This is a genomic window from Mesorhizobium sp. P2_H9 (assembly GCF_056403215.1).
This window is the reverse complement of the sequence record NZ_JBFUFX010000014.1, coordinates 19,381-34,898: the sequence shown is the minus strand read 5'-3', so window position 1 is coordinate 34,898 and position 15,518 is coordinate 19,381. Positions and strand designations below refer to the sequence as shown.

General features: G+C 63.3%; 10 protein-coding genes and 2 pseudogenes. 6 read left to right on the top strand and 6 right to left on the bottom strand.

Annotation, left to right across the window (positions count from 1 at the left end; translation table 11 throughout):
* Positions 1 to 140 precede the first annotated feature (140 nt).
* The 3 genes and pseudogenes from AC1DXN_RS24575 to AC1DXN_RS24565 form a co-directional block, all read left to right on the top strand.
* Positions 141 to 278: pseudogene (locus AC1DXN_RS24575) on the top strand (class D beta-lactamase); the annotation flags it as partial.
* Between the two features lie 164 nt (positions 279 to 442).
* Positions 443 to 2,419, top strand: coding sequence for a threonine--tRNA ligase (thrS, locus tag AC1DXN_RS24570; RefSeq protein WP_477421695.1), 1,977 nt, complete (start codon positions 443 to 445; stop codon positions 2,417 to 2,419).
* An 82-nt stretch (positions 2,420 to 2,501) separates the two neighbouring features.
* A complete protein-coding gene (locus AC1DXN_RS24565; protein ID WP_477421704.1) occupies positions 2,502 to 3,440 on the top strand; it encodes a lysophospholipid acyltransferase family protein in 939 nt (312 codons plus the stop codon).
* 84 nt (positions 3,441 to 3,524) lie between these two features.
* Here the strand turns inward: AC1DXN_RS24565 and AC1DXN_RS24560 are convergent, their stop codons facing one another.
* Together AC1DXN_RS24560 and AC1DXN_RS24555 are read right to left on the bottom strand one after the other, a co-directional pair.
* Positions 3,525 to 4,421, bottom strand: coding sequence for an ankyrin repeat domain-containing protein (locus AC1DXN_RS24560; protein WP_477421693.1), 897 nt, complete (start codon positions 4,419 to 4,421; stop codon positions 3,525 to 3,527).
* A gap of 215 nt (positions 4,422 to 4,636) precedes the next feature.
* The gene (locus tag AC1DXN_RS24555; RefSeq protein ID WP_477247385.1) at positions 4,637 to 5,602 is read right to left on the bottom strand and encodes a hypothetical protein; all 966 of its coding nucleotides are present in this window, start codon (positions 5,600 to 5,602) and stop codon (positions 4,637 to 4,639) included.
* 167 nt (positions 5,603 to 5,769) lie between these two features.
* Here AC1DXN_RS24555 and AC1DXN_RS24550 point away from each other — a divergent pair, with 167 nt between their 5' ends.
* Both AC1DXN_RS24550 and AC1DXN_RS24545 read left to right on the top strand, forming a co-directional pair.
* Positions 5,770 to 6,354 (top strand): nitroreductase family protein, encoded by a 585-nt coding sequence (locus tag AC1DXN_RS24550; RefSeq protein ID WP_477269807.1) that lies wholly within the window; start codon positions 5,770 to 5,772, stop codon positions 6,352 to 6,354.
* 108 nt (positions 6,355 to 6,462) lie between these two features.
* Complete coding sequence (locus tag AC1DXN_RS24545) at positions 6,463 to 8,364, top strand: CASTOR/POLLUX-related putative ion channel (RefSeq protein ID WP_477269805.1); 1,902 nt, start codon at positions 6,463 to 6,465, stop codon at positions 8,362 to 8,364.
* On the opposite strand, the gene AC1DXN_RS24540 is transcribed toward AC1DXN_RS24545, so the two are convergent.
* Together AC1DXN_RS24540 and AC1DXN_RS24535 are read right to left on the bottom strand one after the other, a co-directional pair.
* Positions 8,361 to 9,242, bottom strand: coding sequence for an HpcH/HpaI aldolase/citrate lyase family protein (locus AC1DXN_RS24540; RefSeq protein ID WP_477269803.1), 882 nt, complete (start codon positions 9,240 to 9,242; stop codon positions 8,361 to 8,363). The genes AC1DXN_RS24545 and AC1DXN_RS24540 overlap by 4 nt on opposite strands.
* A gap of 3 nt (positions 9,243 to 9,245) precedes the next feature.
* A pseudogene (locus AC1DXN_RS24535) lies at positions 9,246 to 9,737 on the bottom strand (MaoC family dehydratase); the annotation flags it as partial.
* Positions 9,738 to 9,849: 112 nt separating this feature from the next.
* Between AC1DXN_RS24535 and AC1DXN_RS24530 the strand changes: the two are divergent.
* Entirely contained in the window at positions 9,850 to 10,971 is a 1,122-nt protein-coding gene (locus AC1DXN_RS24530) for a DUF2336 domain-containing protein (protein ID WP_477247378.1), read from the top strand.
* 147 nt (positions 10,972 to 11,118) lie between these two features.
* On the opposite strand, the gene AC1DXN_RS24525 is transcribed toward AC1DXN_RS24530, so the two are convergent.
* Both AC1DXN_RS24525 and parE read right to left on the bottom strand, forming a co-directional pair.
* On the bottom strand, positions 11,119 to 13,179 hold the full coding sequence (locus AC1DXN_RS24525; RefSeq protein WP_477269801.1) for an FUSC family protein: 2,061 nt from the start codon (positions 13,177 to 13,179) through the stop codon (positions 11,119 to 11,121).
* A 40-nt stretch (positions 13,180 to 13,219) separates the two neighbouring features.
* Positions 13,220 to 15,274 carry a DNA topoisomerase IV subunit B gene (parE, locus tag AC1DXN_RS24520; protein ID WP_477269799.1) on the bottom strand — a complete coding sequence of 685 codons (2,055 nt, stop codon included), beginning with the start codon at positions 15,272 to 15,274 and terminating at the stop codon, positions 13,220 to 13,222.
* Between the last annotated feature and the right edge of the window lie 244 nt (positions 15,275 to 15,518).

The window sequence follows — 15,518 nt, the reverse complement described above, 5'->3', positions numbered from 1 at the left end:
TGTGCTGGCCCGCGCCAGCCTGCCGATTTACGATCTGGTAGGGTTAACGCCAGCCTGCACGAAGACTGCGCAATTGAGACAAAATCGAGACAAGAGACGTCGCTAAGCCCTCCTGACACCCCCTCAGGAGCAATTGCCAAATGCGTCAGGTCGACCGTCTTCCCTTCATTTTCGCCGTGGTCCTGTTCCTGCTGGCGTGGCTGCTGGGTTTTCCGATGCGTGCCCAATCCGCGCCGCTCAGGGACGTCGAACGCACGCTGATCCTGGATGCTGCGAGCGCGTGCGGCGTTCCTGAAAGACCTGCCGCAACTCATCAAATGAATGGCCAAGGTTCAAGCTGGCTTTACGGCGGCAGAATCTGCCCCTAAAAGGCTGCCGCTGCCGGATGCATTCGGCATTTTAACCACCCGCGCTCGTTTGCGGGACTGGATAGGAGATATCTATGCTGAATTCCGTTTCCCTGACATTTCCCGATGGCTCCGTGCGCGACTACGACGCGGCGATGACCGGTGCTGGCCTCGCCGAATCGATCTCGAAGTCGCTGGCCAAGAAGGCCGTCGCCTACAGTATCGATGGCGGGGTGCGCGATCTCTCGGACCCGCTTGGCAAGTCCGGCAAGGTCGAGATCGTCACCCGCGAGGACCCGCGCGCGCTGGAGCTGATCCGCCATGACGCAGCACACGTGCTGGCCGAGGCCGTGCAGGAGTTATGGCCGGGAACGCAGGTGACCATCGGGCCGGTGATCGAGAACGGCTTCTACTACGACTTCGCCCGCAACGAGCCGTTCGCGCCCGACGATTTTCCGGTGATCGAGAAGAAGATGCGCGAGATCATCGCGCGCAACAAGCCGTTCACCAAGCAGGTCTGGTCGCGCGAGCAGGCGAAAAAAGTGTTTGCCGACAAGGGTGAGCGCTACAAGCTGGAACTGATCGACGCCATTCCCGAGGACCAGGACCTCAAGATTTACGCGCAGGGCGACTGGTTCGATCTCTGCCGCGGCCCCCACATGGCCTCGACCGGGCAGATCGGTAACGCCTTCAAGCTGATGAAGGTGGCCGGCGCCTATTGGCGTGGCGACTCCAACAACCCGATGCTGACGCGCATCTACGGCACCGCCTGGGCCGACCAGGCGCAGCTCGATGCCTACCAGACGATGCTGGAGGAGGCCGAGAAGCGCGACCATCGCAAGCTCGGCCGCGAGATGGACCTGTTCCATTTCCAGGAAGAGGGGCCTGGCGTCGTCTTCTGGCACGCCAAGGGCTGGAAGATGTTCCAGAACTTGGTCAACTACATGCGTCGCCGCCTCGACGAGCAAGGCTATCAGGAGGTCAACGCGCCGCAGGTGCTCGACAAGAGCCTGTGGGAGACGTCAGGCCACTGGGGCTGGTATCGCGACGCCATGTTCAAGGTAACGGTTGCCGGCGACGATACCGACGACGACCGGGTCTTTGCACTGAAGCCGATGAACTGCCCCGGCCACGTGCAGATATTCAAGCATGGGTTGAAATCCTACCGCGATCTGCCCGTAAAGCTTGCGGAATTTGGTAATGTCCATCGCTATGAACCTTCGGGCGCGCTGCATGGGCTGATGCGCGTGCGCGGCTTCACGCAGGACGATGCGCATATCTTCTGCACCGAGGAGCAGCTGGCGTCGGAATGCCTGCGCATCAACGATCTGATCCTGTCGACCTATGCCGATTTCGGTTTCGATGAGATCAGCGTCAAGCTGTCGACACGGCCGGACAAGCGCGTCGGCACCGACGAGGCGTGGGACCATGCCGAGGCGATCATGGGCAGTGTGCTGGAGACGATCCGTTCGCGGTCGGGCAATCGCATCAAGACCTCGATCAATCCGGGCGAGGGCGCCTTCTACGGGCCGAAATTCGAATATGTGCTGAAGGACGCCATCGGCCGCGAMTGGCARTGCGGCACCACGCAGGTCGACTTCAACCTGCCGGARCGCTTYGGCGCCTTCTACATCGGCTCGGATTCGGAGAAGAAGCAGCCGGTGATGGTGCATCGCGCCATCTGCGGCTCGATGGAGCGYTTTCTCGGCATCCTGATCGAGAACYATKCCGGCCATTTCCCGTTGTGGTTCGCGCCGCTGCAGGTGGTGGTGGCGACGATCACCTCCGACGCCGACGACTATGCGTTGAAGGTCGTCGCGCAATTGAAGGCGGCCGGGCTGCTGGCCGAAGCCGATCTGCGCAACGAGAAGATCAATTATAAGGTGCGTGAGCACTCATTGGCCAAGGTTCCGGTCATCCTCGTCTGCGGCAAGCGCGAGGCGGAGGAGCAGACGGTCAACATCCGTCGCCTCGGATCGCGCGACCAGGAATCGCTGGGCCTCGGCCAGGCGGTGGCGATGCTTACCGAAGAGGCGCTGACGCCGGATCGCAGGCGCAAACGCGCGGCATAAGTCTTTGATTTTCGACGAAATGGCGGTGGAGCGATCCACCGCCATTTTCATGCCTGTCACGCCAACCTTGTAACGAGCCATGATGCTCAAGCTGAAATTGCGCGAAAAACCATTTCCCGAGCTGTCCTATGCCAATCCGCGCCAGCCGGCGCTGACGCGCTGGGTCATTCATTCGATCGAAGGCCTGTCGGGCCGCGATCGCTTCGCGGCGCTCTACGATTTCTGGCGCCGCCAGGTGGTTCCGACCGGCGAGGCCGTGTTCAGCCGGATGCTGGAGTTGATCGACGTCCGGATACGCACCGCCGATCAATGGCCGCCGGCAAACCTGCCCGACACGCCGCTGGTGATCGTCGCCAACCATCCGTTCGGCATCGGCGACGGCATTGCCGTACTGTCGCTGGCCGAGCAACTGGGGCGGCCGTTCCGGGTGATGATCCACAAGGATCTGCTCAAGATCCGCGAAATGGAGCCCTATTCGCTGCCGATCGACTTTTCCGAGACCAAGGACGCGCTGAAGAACAACATGGCGGTGCGCCATGAGGCGGTGCGGCTGCTGAAGGAGGGGGTCACCATCGTGGTGTTTCCGGCCGGCGGGGTCGCCACGGCACCAAAGGGGTTTGGCCGGGCGCGCGACCTGCCGTGGAAGATGTTTCCGGCSCGCCTCGTSCAGGAYGCCAAGGCRTCGGYSRTSCCGATGCATTTTTCCGGSCAGAACGGSMGGCTGTTCCACCTGGTGAGCGGCCCSATGAACCTGGCCGAGCGCGACGGAAGGGTGGCGAAATTCGTCGGCAAGGCCTCGCTGACGCTGCGCATTTCGCTCCTCATCCATGAGTTCGCGCGGCTGTCCGGCAAGCCGATCGACGTGCGCATCGGCGATGTGCTGTGCTGGAGCGAACTGGAGCCGTTGCGCGACCGCAAGACGTTGCTCGACCGTCTGCATCGCGGCGTCTTCGATCTGGCACCGGCTGTGGCGCAGGGCCGCGTCCACTTCCTGCCCCGACGCCTGCGCAAGGCAGCTTGAGAAGCGCTAACTAGGGCGTGTACTCGTAAACGACGATCAGTCGATCAACGTTTCGACCAATCTCGCCCCTTTGCTCAATAGTTGCTAGGGCAGCGGGAGCGGTTTGTCGCTGAGTGTACGCAAGTAGGCGATCAGGTTGACCCGTTCGGTCTCGTCCGGGACGCCAGGCACCTCCATGTAAACGCCCGGCGTGGTTAGCATGGGCTCAAGCAGATATTTGTTCAGGTCCTCGTATGTCCATACACCCTCCAAGCCCAGCAAGGTGTCGGAGTAACGCATATTTGGCATGGATGCCTTGTCGCGGCCGACGACGCCCCACAAGTTCGGTCCCGTTTTGATCCCTCCCTGTGGCTCGGCATTGTGGCAACCGTGGCACACATGTGTGAAGTAGGTTCGGCCTTTCTCGACATCGGCAGAAGCCAGCTTCATCAAGATAGGGGCTGGCGTTGGCATGACGACGCCGTGCGACAAGAGATAGTCGGCAACTTCGCGTTGCCTCGTGAATTTTGCCATGTGGAGCGGTGTCTTGCCGTCCTTTGTCTTCGCATTCACGTYGGCGCCGGCCTTGACCAGTGCCTTCACACAATCGAGGCAACCGGATCTGACTGCGATGTGGAGGGCGGCCTCGCGGCCGCGCTGCGCATTAGGATTTGCGCCGCCGTCCAGCAGCAGCTTGATCAATTCGATGTTGCTTTTTGCCAAGGCCGGCATGAGGGCAGGACCCAAAGCCGGCGTCGTGGCGGCATTGACGTCGGCACCGCGTTCGATGAGCAGTTTTGCCGCCGCAAGATGCCCGCCTCTGACCGCAAGATAGAGTGGTGTCCCTTGCCTGTCGCTCTCATTAACGCCGGCACCGGCGTCGAGCGCAGCCGTAATCGCCGCGACATCTCCCTTCACGGCGGCGTCGTGAATTGCGGCGGCATGCGATACAAACGGGAAGTGTACAAGCAGCAGTGAAATGAAGAGCAAGGGCATGCGCATTTGGCATCTCCCAAGGGCAAGCCGCGGTACGCGCCACGGTTTCGAGATGGTAAAATATACCACGAATGACTGATCGGAGCCACTCCAACCGGTGCCCAACAACCATTGATCCGGGTCGAGAGACTTGTTGCGCCGGACGTCCGTTTTTAGGCCGCTAACTTCCTTGCTTTCGTCAAGCTCGCGGCCATCCGGCTTCGCGTTTGTGAGTCCACTACCTAGTCGGCACCTTCCTCGGGATCGATCGCAGAGGCGTCGGTCGCCAGAACCTCGATTTCCTGGTTCTGCCCGGCCACGACCGTGAAATCCTTCTGGTAGATGCGGTCGCGATTCTTGGCGATGATGGTGTAGTCGCCCTCGGCCAGCACCATCGAGGCGAAGGCGCCAACGGTTTCCTGGATCGGATCGCCGGATTCGTTGAGCAAAGACCAGGAGGTGTCGGCAATCGCCTCGCCACCGGTCTCGCGCACCAGCTTCATGGTCATCTCGGCCGCATGATGCTCGACGGTGGCTTCGGTGAGCTTGCCGGCCTCGACCCGGATGTCTGAGCGGATGACCGCATTCACCGAGCCATAGTTCGAGACGACGTGGTAGGTTCCGGCATTGAGCCGGACGACGCTGTTCGGCTCGACATCGGGGATGATCAGCGCGTGGTCGCCATTGGCTTCGGTGCGACTTTCGTAGATCGAGAAGCGCAGCTTTTTCGGCGGTATACGCACCCCGCCCGACAGCACGGCGTCGAGCTTGAGGCCGCCGGCATCGAGCACCAGGCTCTCGCGCTTGGCTTCCTTGCCGACGGTGATGCGCTTGGTGGCGCCGGCCCGGCCGTACGAGGCGTGGACGAGATAGCTGCCGGGCTCGAGCTGGAACACGGCGGTGCCGCCATGGGCGGAGGCAACCATAGGCAGCTTGCCGTCGCTGGCAGATTCAGGCTTGAAGACACGCCAGACGATGCCGCGCGTGATGTCGGCGCCCTTGTCGGTCAGTTGCGCCGACAGCGTGATCGCGCCGCTGCCGGCCGAAGCCAGCGGCGTTTCGCTTTTCGGGGTTGCATAGCTCGAAATGCCGGGAAGTTTCAGGTTGCTGAGACCGTCGGCGTTCTGCGCGACGGCGAGCGAAGCCGGCACCAGGAACAGTGCGGCGCCGAGCCAAATCAGGAAAAGACGCAATGTCCCCTCAAACATGCCTTGCGTTGAAGCCCAAGGCGGTGGCAATTTCAAGGCTTAAGAGTCTGATCCGCTTCTGCTAGAGGCTCTTTCGTCCGGCGCTACCCACGCCAATGCCCGAGCCGCCCGATGTTCCAATGGCGTGCTTCAGCCCAAAATTGAGTGTTTTTAGGAGACTAGCGCCCATGGCGTCGCCGATCATCGACTTTCTGCTGACCCGCAATTCCGCGCCGATCCCGGATCTGAAGGAGCCGGCGCCCAGCGACGCGGATATCGCAACGATGATCGCCGCCGCCACGCGGGTGCCCGATCACGGCCGGCTCGAGCCCTGGCGCTTCATCGTCTATCGCGGCGAGGCGCGCATCGAGATCGGCAAGAAGCTCGCCGCCCTTGCCGAACAGCGCGAAGGACCGTTGTCCGAGAACCGCCGCAACCAGGAACTGACGCGCTTTTCACGCGCGCCGCTGGTGATCGGCGTGGTGTCGGTGCCGAAAGAGAACCCGAAAATCCCGCAATGGGAAATGTTCCTGTCGGGCGGCATGGCGGCGATGAACCTGATGATATCGGCCAATGCGCTGGGCTACGGCACCAACATGATCAGCAACTGGTATTCCGACGTGGCCGAGGGCAGGGCGATCCTGGGGCTGGCGCCACATGAGCGCGTCGTCGGCTTCGTTCATATCGGCTCCTATCAGGGGCCGGCGCCGGAGCGTCCACGACCCGATCCGGCAAAGCTCTATGCCGATTACGCAGGGCCTTGGGCGGGCTGACACGCGAAAGCGATTCCTCTTTATTTGAACACAGGCTAAGAGAGCGGCTTCGGCGATGCGTTGGGGTTGGCGCATCGACCTTGGGGATAAGTGCGGGGCACCGACGACATGAAGAAACGAGACTCGCTGGGAACCCGGCTGCGCTACGGGTTCGACAAGAGCATGGCGGCCGGCCCGATCGCACTGATCGGCTGGCTTGCCGTCCTTTCCCTGCTGATCATCATCGCCGCCGCGGCTTTCCTGGCGGTAACCCGCATCGCGCCGGAAGGCGGCGAGCCGCTGAACTTCGTCGAAGCGTTCTGGGAATCGCTGATGCGCACGCTCGATTCCGGCACGATGGGCGGCGACACCGGCTGGGCCTTCCGCCTGGTCATGCTGTTGGTCACGCTTGCCGGCATCTTCGTCGTGTCGGCTCTCATCGGCGTGCTTAGCGCCGGCGTCGACAGCAAGCTCGATGAATTGCGCAAGGGCCGTTCGCGGGTGCTGGAAACTGATCACACCATAATCCTCAACTGGTCGCCGTCGATCTTCGACGTCATCTCCGAACTCGTCATTGCCAATGCCAGCCGCCGGCGTCCGCGCATCGTCGTCATGGCCAATATGGACAAGGTCGAGATGGAGGACGAGATCGCAGCCAAGGTTGGCAAGCTTGGCAATACGCGCATCGTCTGCCGCAGCGGCGACCCGACCGATCTCTACGACCTGGCCATCGTCAATCCGCAGAGCTCGCGGTCGATCATCGTGCTGTCGCCGAACGGCGACGATCCGGATTCGCAGGTCATCAAGACGGTGCTGGCGCTGGTCAACGATCCGGACCGGCGCACCGTCCCCTACAACATCGCCGCCGAGATCCGCGATGGCAAGAACGCCGAGGTTGCCCGCGTCGTCGGCGGAGCCGAGGTGCAGCTCGTTCTGGCCGACCAGCTGATCTCGCGCATCGTCGTGCATTCCAGCCGGCAGTCGGGTCTCAGCGGCGTCTATTCGGAGCTGCTCGATTTCGACGGCTGTGAAATCTACACGACCGAGCAGCCGGACCTTGTCGGCAAAACTTTTGGCGAAGCGGTGATGGCGTATGAGCACTGCGCACTGATCGGGCTTTGCGACCAAAAGGGGCGCGTCAACCTCAACCCGCCTTCGGACCTGGTGATCGGCAAGGACATGCGCGCCATCATCATCGCCGAGGACGATGCCGCGATAAAACTGGGAAGCGCCAGGATCGAGACCAACACGGCGGCGATCCTTGGCCCGCGGCCCATCGAGGCGAAGCCGGAGCGCACGCTGATCCTCGGCTGGAACCGGCGCGGTCCGATCATCACCTATGAACTGTCGCGCTATGTTGCGCCTGGCTCGATCCTGACGATCGCCGCCGATGCGCCCGGCATCGAGCAGGAAGTTGCCGGACTGCCCGTCGTCGGCGACAATCTGGCGGTTTCCTGCCGCATCACCGACACGTCGAGCAGCACAGCCCTGGCAAGCCTGGACGTGCCCTCCTACGACCATGTGCTGGTGCTCGGCTACAGCGAAACCATGGCAGCGCAGCCGGCCGATACGCGCACGCTGGTGACGCTGCTGCATCTGCGCAAGATCGCAGACGATGCCGGCCAGCATATCAGCATCGTCAGCGAGATGATCGACGTGCGCAACCGGGAGCTTGCCGCGGTGACCAAGGCCGATGATTTCGTCGTCAGCAACAGGTTGGTCAGCCTGATGCTGGCGCAGGCGTCGGAGAACCAGTACCTCGCCGCGATCTTCGATGACCTGCTCGACGAGAAGGGCTCCGAAATCTACATGCGCCCCGTTGCCGACTATGTCGCCATCGACCAGCCTTTGACCTTCTGGACGATTGCCGAATCGGCGCGCTTGCGCGGCGAGATCGCCATAGGCTACCGGCGAATCCGCGCCGGCGAGGTCGACCAGCGGGCGCTGGGCGGCGTCACCGTCAACCCGCTGAAGTCGGAAGCGTTGGCCTATGTGCCGGAGGACCGGATCATCGTGCTGGCGCGAGACTAAGCGAAAACCCCGGCTGCTCTGGCTCGTGCCAGAAGCCGTTCGGCCAGCCGCAGATGCGGACGGTCGACCATCTTGCCGTCGATGCCGACCACGCCGGGGTTTCCCGCCGCTTCGAACGCCGCGACGATCGCCAGCGAGTGTTGCACCGCTTCGGCTGAGGGCGTGAAGGCGGCGTTGATGACAGGCACTTGCGCCGGGTGGATCGCCATCTTGCCGGTGAAGCCGTCGCGTTCGGCTTCAGTGCATTCCGCCTCGAAGGCGACCATGTCGCGAAAGTTCGGAAAGACGGTGTCGATCGCCGCCACCTCGGCAGCACCGGCGGCTAGGACGGTCATGGTGCGAGCAAGCCGAAAGACGTCGGTGTAGCGGCCGCGTTCGTCACGCGCCGTGCGGGCGCCGAGCGCCGCCGACAGATCTTCCGCGCCCCAGGTGACGCCGACAAGCCGCGCGCTGACCTGGGCGTAGCTCGCGGCCGCCAGCACGCCGGCAGCGGTCTCGGTGATGATCGGCAGGATCCTTATCGCGCCGTCCGGTAGGCCGTTTTCGGCTTCATACACCCGGAGCTTTGCCGAGAGATGCTGTACATCCTGGCCGCCGTTCGACTTCGGCAGCATGATGCCGTCGGGTTTGGCCGCTACCAGTGCGGCGAGATCGTCGTCGGTCAACCCGGTCGAGAGATCGTTGACCCTGACATAGATGGCGGACTTCGAGTGCAGCCGTTGCTCGGCGATGACCTTTGCCGCGATGTCTCGCGCCAGGGACTTGTTCTGTGGCGCCACCGAATCCTCAAGGTCGACGATGACCACGTCGGCGCCGGCGGCAAAACCCTTTTCCAGCTTCCTTTCGGAATCGCCGGGAACAAAGAGCAGCGAGCGCATGGACTAGATTGCCTTCTTCATCATCATCGCCTGCCGCGTGCATTTGGCGACGAGCACATCGCTTTGATTGTAGGCGCGATGCTCGAACTCGACGATGCCGCGGTCCGGCTTCGACTTCGAGTCGCGCACCGAGATCACCGTGGTCTCGACGCGAATGGTGTCGCCGTGGAAGACCGGGTGCGGAAACACCGTCTCCTTCATGCCGAGATTGGCGACGGTGGTGCCGACGGTGATGTCGTTGACCGAAATGCCGATCATCAGGCCCAGTGTGAACAGCGAATTGACCAAGGGCTTGCCCCATTCGCTCTTGGCGGCGAAGTCGAAATCGATGTGCAGCGGCTGCGGGTTCAGCGTCATCACCGAAAACAGCATGTTGTCGCTTTCGGTGACGGTCTTGCGCAGCGTGTGCTGGAAGACATGGCCGACGACGAACTCCTCGAGATAAAGCCCGGCCATGATCGATCTCCTCCGCTTCCGCTTGCTTGATAGGCGTTGGCTGCCAGTCCATCAAGCCGGTTAAGAAACATGGTGAACGCTTCGTAAACCATTTCTGCCTACGGTCTACACGGGCCAGAACGGACTCGGGCGTAGGGGCGTAGCGGACGGCATGGTAGTTTCCCATTTCCTGAAATGGATCTACACGGCGAGGGTTTCCGAGCGCGCTGCCGCGGCAAGCGCGCTGGCCCGCGCCTATATCAACGCCGACCTGCCGTTCGAGGACCGCTGTGCCGCCGAAGCGGCGCTGACGCTGCTGCTCGACGACGCGTCGTCAAAAGTTCGGCAGGCAATCGCCGAAGCGCTGTCGATGAGCCATCACGCGCCGCTGCAGATCATCAGCGCGCTCGCCTCCGACCAGCCGGAAGTGGCGGCCCTGGTGCTGGCGCGTTCGCCGCTGCTTACCGATGCCGACCTGATCGATCGCGTTGCCAGCGGCCAGAAGGCGACGCAGAAGCTGATTGCCGACCGGCCGGTCGTTTCGATGTCGGTTTCCGCGGCCATTGCCGAGATCGGCGAGCCGGAAGCCTGCGCCACCCTTCTCACCAACAGCGGCGCCGACATTGCCTCGCTCAGCTTTCGCCGCATGGCAGAACGGCATGGCCACGTGCCTGCGGTTCGCGAAGCGATGATCGCCGATGCGCGCCTGCCGGCCGACTGCCGGCATATGCTGCTGGTCAAACTCGGCGAAACGCTGAAAACTTCGCCGCTGGTGATGGCGCTGATGGGGGCGGCCAGAGCCGAACGCGTCACGCGCGACGCTTGCATCAAGGCTTCGGTTACGCTGATCGAAGGCACCAAGGCGGCCGAACACGCTGCGCTCATCGAGCATCTGCGCCTGCGCGGCGATCTCACCGCAAGCTTCATCATCCGCACCATCGCGCATGGCAAGGTCGATTTCTTCGGCTCGGCGTTGGTCGCGCTCAGCCAGCAATCCGAACAACGGGTGAGGGCTCTGCTCGCCGGCGGTCACGATGTGGCGCTGCAGGCGCTGTTCCGTAGCGCCGGCCTTGCCGGCGCCACCCACGCCGTCATCGTGCGCGCGCTAAAAATCTGGCGTGAGGTTGCCAATGGCAAACGCGTCGCCGGCGTGCAGGAAGTCAGCTGGCTGATGCTGAAGGAATTGGGCGGACAATCGGCGGAGGGCGATCTCGCCGGGCTGGTCAAGTCGATCCATCTCGACGCGCTGCGGGAAAACGCGCGGGGACATGCGCTGGCGATCGCCGCCGCTTAGGGTGTGCTGATATTCAGGTGAGGCCGGCCTGCAAATGGCAGCTTCCTGCGCTTCCGGTGCTCACGTACCCAAAAGTACACTCCGCTCCGGTTCTCGGTATCAGCCATTTTCGGCTCGGCCTGACCTGAATCTCAACACACCCTAGACCTAGTCCTTAGCGAAGAACTCCGGAAAGTCCTCGATCGCGGCGGCAATGATGCGCAGAGAGGCTGCGATCTGCAGCATCTCGGCGGTGTCGCTGCGCTCGGTGAGGCCGGCTGCATATTGCCTGGCCACAGCGACGGTCGCCGTTTGCGGTTCGCCCGGGCGCCGGAAAAGCAGTTCGCGCGCCAGTCCGCGCAGGAAATTGGTGATCGAAAGCGCGGTCTCGGGTGGGGTGGAGGGATTCTGCTGCGCGCTGCGCAGGCGCAGGATTTCAAGCCCGACGGTGACGGCGGCTATGCTGCCGTCAAGAATGGCGTCGCCCTTCTTGCCGGCGCGCGGCGTCAGAGGCATCAACTGGTTGACCCGGTCGTAGGCGAGGCTTTCGAAGGCCGAGCGTCTCGGCACGCGTTCATGCAGGCAAAGCCGCGCCAGATCTTCGCGCATGGCCCGCACGATGCGGTTGATGGTGACCCAGGGGTCGGCGGGCAGCACGACGAGGAAGACGCCGATCGCCAAAAGGATGCCGACCAGGATCGACGCAGAGCCAGCGAAGAACGGCCATGGATCATAGGTCATCGCCTGATGCGGGCTGAGGAACGCCAGGAAATTGATGGCGAAGGCGGTGGCGACGCCGACGTAGCGCGGATTGGCCATTGCGAGTGCCGCCGGCACCAGGATCGGCACCACAAGGAGCGCGAACCAGCCGAAGCCGGGCAGAGCGGGAAGGGCGACCTGACCGACGAGAAAGGCGAAGGGCAGGGCCAGCAACGTTCCCTTGAAAAAGCCCCAGGCCGACTGCACCGGATCGGGGCGCGCGGCAAACAGGCTGGAGACGACGGCGACAAGGATGACCGTGCCTGCCGCTTCGGACCATTTCGTCGTCAGCCAGAAGGCGGCGACCAGCAGCGTGGCAAGTGCTGCGCGCACGGCGTTGCGCCAGGCCGCATGGTAGTCGCGATGTACCACCAGAGCCGGCTGCTTGCGGTCGCGCGCCGGGCGGGAGGCGGGAGCGCGTAGCGCATCCAGGCCGCGCAGCACCTGCTTCAGGGCTTCAGCGAAATCGGCGGCAATGGTGAGACGGGTGACCGTGCCCAGCCTGTCGCCGTCTTGCACGGATGACATGTCCGGCGTTTGCCGGGCCTTGGCGGCGATCGTATCGAGCCGCGCCACCCAGGGCGCGGTGTCGTCCAAAGCGCCCGGTTTGGCTGCCAGTTCGCCGACCAGGGTCTGCAGGTCGGTGCGCACCGGAATGAGGGCGGCGTTTTTCGGCGCGGCGTGGGCATGCAGCGCGCGCGCCGCCGACAGCGCCGACAGAAGCTGGCCGATGGTGCGCCTGACCGGATGGGCGCGGGTGGCGAAGCTCGGCGCTTCCAGTCGTGCATAGGTGCGCATCTCGCCGAGCGTCTGGGCATCGGCGATCAGCTTTCGGTGCAGGCCGGCAAGCATTGCCGTATCGCCGCCGGAGAAGGCGCCGCCGGCATAGACGGCAAGGTCGAGGATGCTGCGCTTCAGCCTGGCGATGATGGCGTTGGCCGCCAGTTTCGGCAGGATCAGCCGGCTGGTCAGGCCGGCGCAGGCGATGCCGAGCACGATTTCGGCGCAGCGCGCCACGGCAAGATCGACGACGAAATGCGGCTGCCCGAAGGCCGGCAGGCCGATGATCATCGCGGTATAGCCGGCAAGCGCCGCGCCATAGGCTTCCGGATTGCGCAGCAGCGACGAGACCAGGGTACAGAGACCGATCCAGACTGCCAGCGCGGTGACCAGCAGCCAGGGACCGGTGCCGAAGACGGTGGTGATGCCGATTGCAGCCAGACCGCCGGCCAGCGTGCCGAGCAGCCGGTAAAAGCCTTTCGCCAGCACCATGCCAGCAACCGGCTGGGCGACGATGAACACCGTCATCATCGCCCATTGCGGGTGGTCGAGTTTTAGCGCGTAGGCTGCGAGAAGCGCGATCAGGCCGGCCGAGACCGTGCGCAGGGCAAAAATCCAGTCCGAGCGCGTCGGTTGGGTCAGCGCGGCGAAGCTCGTGCCGATATGCTCGTTCAGCCGCGCCCAGGTCACATGCTCGTCTCCTAGAACGGCAAACTAGAACGGTGAACTCTTAGATATCCAGCACTTCCGTTGCGGCGAATTCGGCGCGTTCCTGGATGAAGCGGAAGCGGGCTTCCGGCTTGGTGCCCATCAGCTCATCGACCCTGTCCTTGGTGGCTGAATCGATTTCGTTCACATCGACCCTGAGCAATGTGCGTTTCCTCGGGTCCATTGTGGTTTCCTTGAGCTGCGCGGCCATCATTTCGCCCAGGCCCTTGAAGCGGCCGATTTCGACCTTGGCGCGGCCGGTGAACTCGGTGCGCAGGAGCTCGTCCTTGTGGGCGTCGTCACGGGCGTAGGCAACCTTGCCGCCCTGCCGGATCGAATAGAGCGGCGGCACTGCCAAAAAGAGATGGCCGCCACGCACCAGGCTCGGCATCTCCTGGTAGAAGAAGGTGATCAAAAGCGAGGCGATGTGGGCGCCGTCGACGTCGGCGTCCGTCATGATGATGACCCTGTCGTAGCGCAAATCCTCGTCGCGGTACTTTGACCGCGTGCCGCAGCCAAGCGCCTGGATCAGGTCCGAGATCTGCTGGTTGGCGGCCAGCTTGTCATTGCCGGCACTGGCGACGTTGAGGATTTTTCCGCGCAGCGGCAACACCGCCTGGCTGGCACGGTCGCGCGCCTGCTTGGCCGAGCCGCCGGCCGAGTCACCTTCGACGATGAACAGTTCGGCGCCGGCGGCGGCGTTCTGCGTGCAGTCGGCGAGCTTGCCGGGCAGCCTGAGCTTGCGCACCGCGCTCTTGCGCGACACTTCTTTTTCCTGGCGCCGGCGCACCCGTTCGTCGGCGCGCGCGATCACCCATTCGAGCAGCTTCGAGGCTTCCTGCGGATTGTCGGCCAGCCAATGGTCGAACGGGTCGCGGATCGCGGTCTCGACAATGCGGATCGCCTCGATCGTCGCCAGCCTGTCCTTGGTCTGGCCAACGAATTCCGGTTCGCGGATGAACACCGACAGCATGCCCGCCGCCGAGATCATGACGTCTTCCGAGGTAACGATCGAGGCGCGTTTGTTGCCGACCAGTTCGGCATAGGCGCGAAGCCCGCGCGTCAAGACGTTGCGGAAGCCGGCCTCGTGCGTACCGCCTTCGCCGGTCGGGATGGTGTTGCAGTAGGAATTGATGAACCCGTCGCCACCGAACCAGGTCACCGCCCATTCAAGCGAACCGTGGCCGCCCTGCTTCTCGCTCTTGCCGGCAAAGATTTCACGGGTGACCTGAAAGTCGTCGCCAAGCGACGCCTTCAGATAGTCCTTCAGGCCGCCTGGAAAATGGAACTCGGCTTTCGCCGGCGTCGTGTCCTTGTCCTTGATCAGCGAGGGATCGCAGGTCCAGCGGATCTCGACGCCGCCGAACAGATAGGCTTTTGAGCGCGTCATGCGGTAGAGCCGCGCCGGCTCGAACGCCGCACCCTTGCCAAAGATCTGCTCGTCGGGATGGAAACGGATCTTTGTGCCGCGCCGGTTGTGGACCTCACCGAGCTGTTCCAGCCCGGTCACCGGAACACCGCGCGAAAAGCGCTGGCGATAGAGCTGGCGGCCACGGGCAACCTCGACCTCGAGATGATCCGACAGCGCGTTGACGACGGAAACGCCGACGCCGTGCAGGCCACCCGAAGTCTCATAGACCTTGCTATCGAACTTGCCGCCCGAATGCAGCGTCGTCATGATGACTTCGAGCGCCGGCTTCTTGAATTTCGGGTGCGGATCGACCGGAATGCCGCGGCCATTGTCGGTGACGGCCAGGTAGCCGTCGGCGGTAAGCTCGACGTCGATGAAGGTCGCATGGCCGGCGACCGCCTCGTCCATCGAGTTGTCGATGACCTCGGCGAACAGATGGTGCATCGCCTTGTCGTCGGTGCCGCCAATATACATGCCGGGCCGGCGCCGCACCGGCTCCAGCCCCTCCAGCACCTCGATGTCGGCGGCACTGTAGCCCTCGCTGCCGTCGCGGGTTGCTGCCGGGCGCTTGGCCGCCTGGACAATCGGATCGGCCGCGCGTGGCGCGGCGCGAACCGGTTGCGGCTGCTTGTCCAGGCTACCGAAAAGATCGTTGTTGTCGTCCATGCTGGCCATAGATTCCGATGCTGCGAATCACCTTCGATACTGCCACGCTTTTTGCGGGCGAACGAGGGTTCCTGTTCCGTTCGGGGGATTGGAACGTCTTAGCCTAAAACCATTCGATAACCAAGCCGGCGGAAATAGGTCGAATTGAGCCGGCCACAATTCCTGTTTCTTTAACTATGCGGCCTAGCGTCGGCTGCAACAAACAAAAGACCAAGGGTTTCAGGGGTATCGGTGTGAGGGGCAA

Excerpts from the sequence above, each read along its gene's own strand:
- AC1DXN_RS24555 (WP_477247385.1), bottom strand. The coding sequence starts at position 5,602 with ATGTTTGAGGGGACATTGCGTCTTTTCCTGATTTGGCTCGGCGCCGCA.
- AC1DXN_RS24550 (WP_477269807.1), top strand. The coding sequence starts at position 5,770 with ATGGCGTCGCCGATCATCGACTTTCTGCTGACCCGCAATTCCGCGCCG.
- AC1DXN_RS24545 (WP_477269805.1), top strand. The coding sequence starts at position 6,463 with ATGAAGAAACGAGACTCGCTGGGAACCCGGCTGCGCTACGGGTTCGAC.
- AC1DXN_RS24540 (WP_477269803.1), bottom strand. The coding sequence starts at position 9,242 with ATGCGCTCGCTGCTCTTTGTTCCCGGCGATTCCGAAAGGAAGCTGGAA.
- AC1DXN_RS24530 (WP_477247378.1), top strand. The coding sequence starts at position 9,850 with ATGGTAGTTTCCCATTTCCTGAAATGGATCTACACGGCGAGGGTTTCC.
- parE (WP_477269799.1), bottom strand. The coding sequence starts at position 15,274 with ATGGACGACAACAACGATCTTTTCGGTAGCCTGGACAAGCAGCCGCAA.